Consider the following 12,056-nt stretch of genomic DNA (forward strand, 5'->3'; position numbering starts at 1 on the left):
AAAATGCGTCAATATAAATAGTTTTTTTACCATTTATATGTAACTGGAAAATAGCTTAAATGTTCCATAGCTATTTTGGCATATTTTTGATAATCTTATAGAAGTAAAACAAAGAAGGGAAGGTGAGGGCTCTACATTACTTGAGGAGCGCGAAAAAATGAAAAAAATAGCAAAAATTTTACTGATTTTAGTTGTAATGATGTCGATAGTTGTTAGTCCGCTAAATGCCTATGCATTTCAAACAGTAAAGAAGGATTACCCACTTTCAAAAGGTGTACAGTATAAACAATATACATACAGTAATACCTATACAAACTCTATTAATCATTTATCGATTAATGTTGGAGATCCGACGACAGAAGTACAATTAGGGATGCCCGCAACAGTCAATGGAAAAGAATCGACAGTAGCAAATGCGAATCGTCTTTCTCGTGAGGGAAATCGAGTAGTTGGTGCTATTAATGCAAGTTTTTTTAATATGTCAGAAGGTTATCCATTATTTTTACTAGCTAAAAATAATGTTATTTTGAACGGTGGAACTGTTTCCAGTGGTTCCGACCAATATATGAATGTTCCGACGGCATTTGGGATGACTTCTGATGGTCGCGGTGTTATTGATTATTTTGATTTTGACGTGACACTATCCCATAACGGAACGAATTATGAAATGTCAGGCTTAAATCGTGTACGTAATATATATGAAGCTATTATTTACACACCACAGTTTTATAGTAAAACAACAGATACAAATGAATACGGCTTTGAAATAGTAGTAGACACTGGTTCACCGATTACAGAAAACACATTTGGGCAAACATTAACTGGTAAAGTAACACAAATCAAGCCTTATGGATCGAAAGAAAAATTAACGATACCATCTACTGGCTTTGTTGTATCTTTACAGGGCGGTGAATGGCACAATAAGTTAAGCCAAGTAGCTGTTGGCGATGAAATGAGTGTTAATTTTTCAATTGATCAACTTTGGCAAAATGCACAATTTATATTAGCGAGCGGTCCTTATTTAGTAAAGGATGGTAAACCTTATATTATGATGAGCACATCAAGCTCACGTGCAAAAGAAGTTGCACCACGTACAGTAGTCGCTACAAGTAATAATGGACAAACAGTGCATTTAATTACTGTAGACGGGCGTCAAAGCCATAGTAAGGGCATGAATATGGTGCAGCTTGCTAATTATTTAGTGGCACTTGGTGTCGACAGAGCCATTAACTTAGATGGTGGTGGCTCAACGACAATGGCTATTCGAAACTATGGCAGTAATAATGTTGTATTAGCGAATTTACCATCCAACTCAGGTAATACGCAGCGTCTTGTATCTGCCACACTACAAGCAGTAAGTACGGCACCAACTGGCAAGGCAACACATATTAAATTTACGAATAGTACAAACTACGCAACATTATTAGTAGGCGCTTCATCGAATGTATCTGTTCAATACGTTTTAGATGAAAACTATACGACACTACCACTTGATGGTCATTTATCGTTAGCATCTCAAAACCAAACTTTACAGATTAATGGCTTGAACTATACAGCAACGCAAGCTGGGGACGACCGAATCTACATCGGCTATGACGGCGCTGCTGTGCAATCATATCAAGTTAAGGTAGTAGATGCCCCTACAACAATGGCTGTTGCACCAAGCTCTAAAACGGTAGGTGCAGGTGAATCTGTTAGCTTTACAATTGATGCAAAAGACGACGCAGGTAAGCCTATTGTTTATAATCCTTCTCAAGTGAAATGGTCTGTAGAAGGTAATATAGGTACAATTACGAGTGCTGGTAAGTTTACAGCGCAAAATCCAGGAACGACTGGTAAGGTAATCGCTACTTTAGGAACGAAGAGTGTAGATGCTACAGTTACTGTAGCGAAACCATCGCTGTTTAAGGACATTCCAAATAATTATGTCTACTATAAAGAGATTGAGTATTTAACAACTCACAATATTATTACAGGTCAGGCTGATGGTACGTTTAGACCAAATGACAAGCTAACACGTGCACATGCAGCAGTCATTATTAGCCGAGCATTAGAATTAAATACAAAAAATGTGAAAAATCCAAGCTTCAAAGATATTCAGGCAAATCACATATACTATAAGGAAATTGCAGCTGTTGTAGAAGCTGGTATTATGAGTGGCCGTGAAAATAATACTTTTGACCCGAATGCAACATTGACACGGGCACAGATGGCGAAAATTGTGGCAATTGCATATGAATTAAAAGGGACAAGTGGTATTGCATTTAAAGATGTTCCAAAAGATCATTGGGCTTACACTTATGTACAACAACTAGCAGCTAACAACATCACGACTGGCTACGACGGTAACATTTATAAACCGAACGAAGCAATCAGTCGAGCACACTTTGGTCTGTTCCTTTACAGAGCGATTAATAAGTAAAAGATTAATCAAGCTTCGGCATGTCCACATTTTTTCGAGCCTGCTCGAAAAGCACCTCTTAAAACTGTGACATCTGCCGGGGCTTTTAACTTGATTCTGCTAGTGTTCGAACCTCTACTTATAGAGTAGACTTGTGCTGAAGAAAGCAAAAAATGAAGTAGTACTTTTCTGCTGTTTTATGCTATGAATAATGGCCATAAGGCGGTAGAAACAGGGAGAATCTCGTAGATATTCGAGGCTCCCTTTTTTTTTACTATTTTTAAAAAGAACGAATAAGTGCAATTGTGGTATAATCTCTGTATTAAAAAGTAAAAGGATGTTTTTTAATGAAAATAGGCATTGTGGGGAATTACGGCAATGATAATAATGGTGATGAATCAATATTATACGGCATTCTTCAACAAGTAAAACAAACATTTTCGGTAACGAGTGACGACATTACCGTTTTTAGCAATAACACAAAACAAACATCCGAGCGTTATGGGGTACATAGCTATCCATTGTATTATAAAAAGGGCAATCTATATAAAACGTTTATCCATACGTATAAAAATAACAAACAATATGTATCGAAATTTGACCTCCTCATCATTGGTGGTGGTGGTATTTTAATGGATTTTTATAAACGTGAGGCTCATCTTTATGGAACATACGCAATGATGGCAAAACAAAGTAATATTCCCTACATTATTTACGGATGTGGCGCAGGTCCACTAGATACGATTTCTGGTAAAATAAGTATCCGTGTTATGTGTCGTTATGCAGCAAATATCTCTGTTCGTGATCCTCAGTCTAAAAAACTATTACAAAGTATCGGGGTTAAGAAACCGATTGAAGTGATTGGTGATCCTGCATTTACATTAAAAGGTGATCGCAAAGATTATGCTGAAAAACCAAGAAAAATTGGTGTTTCGGCCGTTCCGTATTATAATGCAAACTATTGGCCAGAAGGTAATGTAGCAAAATACGACGCATATGTAACAGGTATGGCGAAAAATCTAGATCAAGTAATTTCTGAGCAAAATGCTCACATTACATTTTTTGCAACGAAATTTCCTCAAGATGTAACAGTGACACAAGATATTCAGAAGAAAATGCAGCATCGTGCACATACAGAAATAATTGAGGGAAATCTTGTGCCTGAGCGCTTACTAGAAGTTACGGGCGAGCAAGATATAATAATTGGTACGCGTTTACATTCACTTATTTTGGCGACCAATTCAGAGACTCCCATTATTGCTGTATCCTATCATACAAAAGTGCAAGATTTTATGTCCTTTGTTGGTGCATCAGATCGTTGCTTACAGATGCAGGATATAGAAGATGATGAGAATGCTCTTTCTAAATTAGTTGGTAAACTAAGTAGCAATTGGGAACAGTCAATTGCAGAGACGAAACAAATTGCTACACACATTCATAAAGAGGCCATGTATGGTCAGGAATTAATGAAAAAGGCAGTGACACGTCTATGAAAAAAATACTCGTCATTAGTAATATGTATCCAACATCTGATCATTTATCATTCGGTATTTTTGTAAAAAACCAAGTTACAGCTCTTGAAAAAGCTGGACTAGACGTTGAAATAGCAGTGAATACAAACCCAGCTACAGGCAAGAAAAACACCATTGTCAAATATGCTAAATGGGGATTTTCTACTTTAATGAAGGGTTTAAAAAATCGAAAATCAATCGATATCACACATGCGCACTATGTGTTTCCTTCAGGGATGTTATCGCTACTTTTAAAGAAAATGTTTGGTATACCGTACATTGTTACTGCTCATGGTGGAGACATTGAACGTATGGCAAAGAAAAGTGCGAGAATTCGCAACTGGACAGCGAGTATTTTACGTGAAAGTGAGCATGTCATTGCAGTAGGTCCTGTGTTAGCACAACAAATTGAGCAAGACTTTGATATAGCACCCGAAAAAATCTCAGTAGTGAGCATGGGCGTGAATCGTGAAGTATTTTCAAAAGGTAGACAAGCAGAAGTACGTCAACAATTGCAATTAGCCAATGAGCCTTTTGTTTTTCTATTTGTAGGAAATGTCATTAAGCAAAAGGGTGTTGAAGAGCTACTGCAGGCATTCCAAATGTTAAAAACGAAAGTGGAGCGTCCTATAGAGCTAATTATTGTAGGCTCTAGAAGAGATGAGGGGTTTTTCCAATCTTTGCAACCATTCTTCAGTGAAGACGTCAAATTTATAGATCCACTAAAACAACAGGAACTTGTAAAGTGGTTCCAGGCAAGTGATGTCTTCGTATTACCATCACATTTAGAAGGATTCGGGCTTGTAGCATTAGAGGCATTAGCGACAGACACACCTGTCATTGCTTCTAAAGTAGGAGGCCTCGTATCACTACTGGGTGAAGGTGCAGGGCATTTAGTGGAGCCTGAAGACGCAATCGCTTTATCTGAGGAGATGCTGCGTGCAGTGAACACGCCGAAAGAACAATATATGAATCGTGAGGCAGTCGAAAGAGTATTAGACATTCACGATGAAAAAAATATAACAGCAAGATGTATTGCCATTTATAAGTCGGCCATTAAAGGTAGGGATGACTTATGAATAAATTTATAAAAGTTGTAGGGGCCGTTGCGATCATTAATATCGTGGCCCGTGTATTCGGCTTTTTACGTGAAATGATTATCGGTTACCAATATGGTAGTACACATATTGCGGATAGCATCTTCACAGCTTATACCATTCCGAATTTTTTATATTTAGTAGTAGGTGGGGCTTTTACGACGGCCGTTATCTCGATTTATAATCGTGAAACGACAGACCGAGCATTATTTGTAAAACAGTCCTTTACGATTGTATTGTTAACAGTTTCCATTATGACCATCGTTTTGTTAGCTTTAACTAACCCAATTATGGACATATTTAACCAAGATAAAAATACAAAAGATTATACCCAGAATGATTTAGACTTATTGAAAAATCTTTACTTTTGGATGATGCCGTCATCTATATTACTTGTTTTATCTTCTTGGTATAGTGGCTTGCTAAATGTGAATGAAAAATTTCACTTATCGAGCTTTGCCATTTTAATTTACAACGCGATTTTCTTAGTAATTGCAGTTGGATTATCTCTTTGGATCGGACCAATTGGATACGGTATTAGTGCTTTAGCTAGTGCGGCTATTATGGTGTATTTCTTAATAGTCGGCTATCGTAAATTAGATTCCCATAAAGTTGGTTTTTCATTTGAACAGAATGTGTCCTCAAAGCAACTTTGGATTATGGTTTTACCAATTATGCTCGGAGGAGCGACGATTCAACTTTATGCCTTATTACAGCGTGTATTTGCTGGTATGCTTTCTGAAGGGGCAGTTGCTGCTGTGAACTATTCATCTAAGCTGATGCAATTTCCGCAAGCTATTTTAATTACAGCTGTTACAACGGTAATTTATCCAATTCTAAGCCAAAAAGAAGCCAACAATGACCTTGCTTCTATTAAGAGCCTGTATTCAAAAGGTTTACATTATCTATTGTTGCTACTTATACCAGTAACAATATATTCTTACTTCTACTCAGAAAACCTTATACAAGTTATATTCCAATATGGTAAATTCGATGCTGACTCGACTGCCATTACAGCACCTGTCTTAGCAATATTCGTGTTATCCATGTATTTCTTAGCTGCGAATACGTACATTACGCGTTTTTACTATGCAAAAGGCGACTCGATGGCACCAGTTATTTTCAGCTTAATTAATGTATTTGGTGTCAATATTGCCGTTATTATGCTAATGGTGGACAATTACGGTGCTGAAGCAATCGCTTGGGGTACATTAATTAGTTCCATTACAAACTATATTATGTTAGTTATTTATGCGATACCTAAGTATGACTTAAAAATGGGTATATTCAGCAAAGAGCTGCATTTTTTCAGAGCGATGCCGCCAATGATTATCATTACGATTGTCATGTATTTCTCAAGTCATTATTTAGTGTTTGAATACAAGTGGTTAACATTCATTGTAGGGCTAGCTATTTTTATCGCTGTCTTTGTTGGCTCTTACTTAGTATTTGGCATTAATGAAGTAAAAGAGTATATAGATAAGCTGAAAAAGAAGTTATTAAAACAATAAAAAATGAAAAGGCTGTGTAAACAGTCAGTTAAAAATCCAATTTTTTATATGTTAAAAATATGCTTATTTTAACCAGATTATTTTTTAAAAGGCATGCCGGGAATACTCCCGGCATGCTTTTTATATTGTATCTAAAGCCTGTGAAGGCACATCTGTAAAGGATGTTAATGATGATTGGGTTGAATCTTTTAATCGATTGTATTTATTTTCAAAAGGCAAGAAAAGTACCAAACATCATATTATTGCTAAAAATGCATAGTGTAATTTTTTGAATTGTATTATAATTAACATTATTCAGGTAGTGAAAAGGAAAATGATGGGTTATTATATGGTATTAACTATTTTAAATACCATAATTAAACAAAATGATGAATATTTATTAATAGAGTAAGGTGACAATTATGGCAAGAGGTAGGAAGATTAATTCGAATGGTGAAAGAAGTAAACAATTATTACTTGAAAAAGCAGTGGAGCTTTTCTCTGAAAGGGGATATTATGCTACGAAAATAAGCGATATAGTGAAAGCAGCAGATGTAACGCAGCCGACATTTTATTTATATTTTAAAAGTAAAGAATCGCTCTACAATGATTTGAACATAAGATTTCAACAGGGATTCAATGAAATCATGTGCAATCAAAATGAAGATGTGGAAAAGGGGATAGAGGGTTTTATTCAAATACTAGAGCAAAAGTTATATTTGTTGTTCCTTTATATAATTGAGAATCCAAAGCTAACGAAAATAGGCTTTTTTGAATCTAAACAATCATCATGCGTTAAATCTCAATTGACACAGCAATTTATTGAACTAGTTTATCGTCATGATTGTGCTCGTCTGTTTCAATTACAAAATATCGATATAAAAATAATAGCAGATAGTTTAGTTGGCTCATTTGAACGTTTAATATTAACAAATTTACTAGAACAAAAAAGCAAGCCGTGTGAACTTGCACGAAATTTAGTGCATGTATTTTTTCTCCTAAAAGAATCTCCCAGTAGTGATAGTGGATGTAGCTATACTGAATAATGTCAAAACCCTTCTCCCCATAGCCTGGAGAAGGGTTTTTAATGTAAAGAAACCGTTGATTTCTGCTACGGGCGGACGCTTTCCGCTCTGCACTCTGTAAGCCGCAACCCTCGCTAACGTGCGGTCTGTTGCATCTTTTGTACTGTGTTTTGGCGCAAGAGTCATCACCTTTCCTCCATTCAAATTGTTTGAGTGCCTGGCACTTAGTCATCAGCTCCTATATCGTAAAAATCCACTTCGATTTCTGCAGGCACGGCTCCAACTATTTTTAGCTGCGAATCGTCCATTAAAATAGGATTATTCATTCAAATCGCTTCTTCCAAATCAATGCTATTAGAAAAGCGTTTGATTTTCGCAGCAAGCATCCACTTGAAGCAAAAATCAAACGCAATCTATTATGGGGTAGCCCCATCTTTATTTAGTTACTGCTATATGGAGATAAATCCCCTTTTGTAATTTGCCACCTGTAGGTTTTTGAATAGTTGGATGAACAAGCAGCATATATTCTTGCCCTTCAACTAGTGGGTCAGTAGGTGTAATCATTAAGGAATTATCTTTTTCTACTTTTGTTGTAAATGAAATTTCGTCTCCGCCTAGAGCAACTAGCTGTACGCTGCCTTCAGGGATTGGTGTAGAGAAAGCTTGTGAAAACTTAACAGTAAACGTTTTAGTAGTAGGTACATTTTTTAGGCTAACTAGTTCTTGATAATCTTTGTATTGCGCTTTAATAGCATCATAGTGAGCTTGGAAAATTGGTGCAGACTTCGTTTGGATGTTTGGTTTCACACCTACTTCATTAATAGTGTGACCTGCAGGGCCAGTAAATTTACCGACAGTAAGCTTTAAATAACTGCCGTCATGCAATTCATAGAAGCCTTGCATTGCCCCTTTACCGTAAGTAGTTTCACCATACAGAATAGCGGATTGTTGATCTTGTAACGAAGCCGCTAGCATTTCAGATGCACTTGCACTATAGCGATTTACTAAAATACGAGTATCTGCTGGGAATTTAACGTTTTGCTGTTTAGCTCGGACTTCGTAAGAGGCATGTGCTTCTTGCAATAAATAAGCGATTTTTGCCTTTGGGAATAAACCAGTAAGCTGTTCTGCAGTTGCAACATAGCCACCGCCATTATTTTGTAAATCCAAAATAAAAGAAGTAGCGCCACGCTGTTTAAGCTGAATCATTGCCTCTTTTACTAGTTGCGCACCATCCTCAGAGAAAGAAGACATTGCTATGTAGCCAACATCACCAAATAATAAAGCAGACTCTACGTTTGGCAGTGTGAATTTTTTACGTGTAATTGTTTTCGTAGAAGTGGAACCGTTGTCGTGTAATAGCTTAACCTGTACTTGTGAACCTTCATTACCGATTAGTAGGGAAGAGGCTTCTTCTATCGAGTTACCTACAATGGATTGCCCGTTAATGGCAATAATGATATCCCCAGCCACGACACCTGCCTCATAAGCTCCACCTTCGTCGATTACTTGTAAAATATGAATACCATCCTCATGTGCCTCGATTACAACACCAATACCAATTGTGGATAGATTGATGCTATTCATAAATTCCTCAAATTCTTGTTTAGAAAAATATGTTGAATAGGGGTCTAACATGTTAATGATGTCAGAAATGGTTGTTGCTTTTTGTAGGTCTCCATTAATTTTACCAACATAATTTTCCGTAATAATTTCTTTTATTTCTTCAACAAGTTGCTGGTCATTATTCGCAGCAGAAGCGTTTGATAATGGAAAAATGACAAAGCTCAATATGAACAAGAAGGACCATAATACTTTTTTCATAAGACACCTCTTTTCAGAATTATTTACATATATTATACATGAATTTCCATATTGACGTCGAATAAAAACAGACACGTCTATAAATAGAACGTGTCTGTGAGCAATTCGTATTTAGCTTTTCTTGAAAAGCTTATGAATAATGAAGCCTAAAATTGCTCCTATCATTGCAGGTACAAGCCATCCAAGACTTTGCTCGTACAGTGGTAATGCTTTTAGGATATTTTCATAGGAAGTAACTTTAATTTCCATTTGTTTTAAGCCATCGTAAAAACTAACAAAGAATGTCGGTATTAACGCTAAAATATAAACAATTCGGCCACCTTTAAAGAAATGATCGGCAAGCGATAACACCATTAATACCATAGCTAGTGGATAAATAATCAATAGTACAGGAAGTGATGTACTAATGATTGTTGATAACCCAACATTTGTAATGGCTACACTTAATAACGTAAATACGATTAAGAACGTTTTATAAGAAATTTGCGGGAATAGCTTATTAAAAAACTGCGCATTGGCTGTCAATAAGCCAACAGCAGTAGAAATACAAGCTAATAAAATGGTAAGCGATAAAATAATACTACCGAAGCTGCCGAAAAGGTATTCTGCAGATTTTGCGATGATGACGCCACCATTATCGGATGTACCGATTGCTCCTATGCTTGTATTGCCGATATAGCCAAGTGAAATATACACGAAGGCTAAGCCAATTGCAGCTACAATGCCTGCAAAAATTGTTGTTTTAACTTGTTTTTTAGTGTCTTTCATTCCCATATCGCTTAAGGCTTGTAAAATTACAATACCGAAAACAAGTGCACTTAGGACATCCATCGTTAAATAGCCTTGAACAAAGCCCTCTGAAAATGGTGAAACAGTGTATTTCCCAACAGCCATTCCTGATTCACCCATAGGTGTAATAAAGCTTTTAACAGCTAGTAGTAAAATAACAATTAAGAGTGCAGGAGTTAAAATCTTTCCTACACGATCTACTAGTTTAGAAGGATTGAATGCTAAATAAAGTATAAACGCAAAGAATACTACAGATGTAATGAATAGTGGAGCCCAATGTTCTTGTGCTGCCTGTGAAAGAAAGGGTGCAATGCCAATTTCATAAGACACAGAGCCAGTACGCGGAACTGCGAAAAATGGCCCGATTGCTAAATAGACAATTGACGTAAATATGATTCCGAATACAGGGTGAACACGACTTGCAAGTAGCTGTAAGTCGCCACCTGCTTTTGCAACAGCGACAATAGCAAGTAATGGTAAACCTACACCCGTGATTAAGAATCCAATCATCGCTATTGTAATATGTTCACCGGCTTGTTGGCCTAGTAATGGTGGAAAGATAATATTGCCTGCCCCTAAGAACAATGCAAAAAGTAGTAAGCCTACTGCTAAATTCTCTTTGATGAAAATCAAGATGTTTCTCATAAATACTAAAAACTCCTTTATAATTGAAAAAATAAAACTTTCTAAAAATTTTAAATACAGTCATGTATGTTATCATAGGACTATAAAACTTGCAATTATTATACTAATAGTAGATAGTCGGATTCTGTAGTATTCTATAGGATTCATAAATTGTTTGAAAAATAGTCAGTTTTTCCGATTTTTGTTTAGACACATCTTTAGTATGATAGACACACAAGGAAATATTCTACCATGAACGGAGGCTATTTGATATGCTAAAATCACAAAAATGGAGAATTCTCGCTTTAAGCACTATTGCTACTTCATTTTTCGCAATACAGACCGCAGAAGCTGCAACATATACAGTACAAAAAGGCGATACATTATCCAAAATCGCCCAAACACATCAAGTGACAATACAGGACATAAAAAAATGGAATAATCTATCAAAGGATACGATTTATGTAGCCCAAAAACTAGAGATTACGAAGCAGGCGACAACGGAAACAGTAAAACCGTCAAACCCTACAACGGAAACAGTTAAACCGTCAAAGCCAACAACAACTACACCTTCTAAGCCATCGACTGCCGTTCATACAGTTGTTAAAGGTGATACACTTTCAAAAATAGCAAAGCAATATAATGTGACATTAAAAGAGCTTAAAGATTGGAATGGAATAGAAAACGACACGATTTATATTGGACAAGTGTTAAAAATTTCTCCAGTAGCTGTTATACCCGAGGGTGATACAATACATAACAATGTGACTTCAGATACGGGGACGCCATCAAAAGTAACGAATCAAGATCCCACAGCGAATGGACAAGCTATATACAAAAAAACGGTGGAAATGGCTAATAAATTAATTGGAACACCGTATCTTTATGGCGGAAACACACCAGAAGGTCTTGATTGCAGTGGATTTATTTTTTATGCTTTCAATCAAGGCGGTTTGAAAATAGGAAGAGATAGCAGCGAAGGCTATTTCAATAGCAGTACAACGCAAGTGAAAAATCCTGTACCAGGAGACTTAGTATTTTTTGAAAATACGTATAAAGAAGGTATTTCTCATATGGGTATTTACCTAGGTAACAATAAATTTATCCACGCAGGTACGGATGGTGTGGAACTTTCTGATGTTACGTACTCTTACTGGTCAACTAGATTAGTAGCTTATAAACGATTCGATTCAGTGAAATAATAACTAGGCGATTTTTGCATTGCGCAAAAATCGCTTTTTTTCGATAGATAGAACGGAGCGAATCACCGATAGGACGGGGAGAACTGACGATAA

Annotated in this window: 8 protein-coding genes; 6 read left to right on the plus strand and 2 right to left on the minus strand. The window is 36.4% G+C overall.

The genetic code is table 11. The features are described from left to right. Positions 1-157: 157 nt before the first annotated feature. The 5 genes from ACIQXJ_RS22925 to ACIQXJ_RS22945 all read left to right on the plus strand — a co-directional run bounded on the left by ACIQXJ_RS22925 (position 158) and on the right by ACIQXJ_RS22945 (position 7,545). Complete coding sequence (locus ACIQXJ_RS22925; protein ID WP_403058128.1) at positions 158-2,422, plus strand: S-layer homology domain-containing protein; 2,265 nt, start codon at positions 158-160, stop codon at positions 2,420-2,422. Positions 2,423-2,748: 326 nt separating this feature from the next. Then, positions 2,749-3,894, plus strand: a complete 1,146-nt coding sequence (locus ACIQXJ_RS22930) for a polysaccharide pyruvyl transferase family protein (RefSeq protein WP_401014190.1) — start codon at positions 2,749-2,751, stop codon at positions 3,892-3,894. Further along, complete coding sequence (locus tag ACIQXJ_RS22935) at positions 3,891-4,991, plus strand: glycosyltransferase (protein ID WP_403058131.1); 1,101 nt, start codon at positions 3,891-3,893, stop codon at positions 4,989-4,991. Before ACIQXJ_RS22930 ends, ACIQXJ_RS22935 begins: the two co-directional genes overlap by 4 nt. Further along, complete coding sequence (gene murJ / locus ACIQXJ_RS22940) at positions 4,988-6,520, plus strand: murein biosynthesis integral membrane protein MurJ (protein ID WP_401014184.1); 1,533 nt, start codon at positions 4,988-4,990, stop codon at positions 6,518-6,520. Before ACIQXJ_RS22935 ends, murJ begins: the two co-directional genes overlap by 4 nt. A gap of 401 nt (positions 6,521-6,921) precedes the next feature. Next, positions 6,922-7,545 carry a TetR/AcrR family transcriptional regulator gene (locus tag ACIQXJ_RS22945; RefSeq protein WP_403058259.1) on the plus strand — a complete coding sequence of 208 codons (624 nt, stop codon included), beginning with the start codon at positions 6,922-6,924 and terminating at the stop codon, positions 7,543-7,545. A 414-nt stretch (positions 7,546-7,959) separates the two neighbouring features. On the opposite strand, the gene ACIQXJ_RS22950 is transcribed toward ACIQXJ_RS22945, so the two are convergent. Together ACIQXJ_RS22950 and brnQ are read right to left on the minus strand one after the other, a co-directional pair. After that, positions 7,960-9,348, minus strand: a complete 1,389-nt coding sequence (locus ACIQXJ_RS22950) for a S41 family peptidase (RefSeq protein WP_403058134.1) — start codon at positions 9,346-9,348, stop codon at positions 7,960-7,962. 111 nt (positions 9,349-9,459) lie between these two features. Beyond that, positions 9,460-10,782 carry a branched-chain amino acid transport system II carrier protein gene (gene brnQ / locus ACIQXJ_RS22955; protein ID WP_403058137.1) on the minus strand — a complete coding sequence of 441 codons (1,323 nt, stop codon included), beginning with the start codon at positions 10,780-10,782 and terminating at the stop codon, positions 9,460-9,462. Between the two features lie 251 nt (positions 10,783-11,033). Here brnQ and ACIQXJ_RS22960 point away from each other — a divergent pair, with 251 nt between their 5' ends. Next, positions 11,034-11,963, plus strand: a complete 930-nt coding sequence (locus ACIQXJ_RS22960; RefSeq protein WP_403058140.1) for a C40 family peptidase — start codon at positions 11,034-11,036, stop codon at positions 11,961-11,963. Positions 11,964-12,056 lie beyond the last annotated feature (93 nt).

Origin of the sequence: Lysinibacillus sp. NPDC097868, from assembly GCF_044761135.1 — a bacterium.
GTDB lineage: Bacteria > Bacillota > Bacilli > Bacillales_A > Planococcaceae > Lysinibacillus.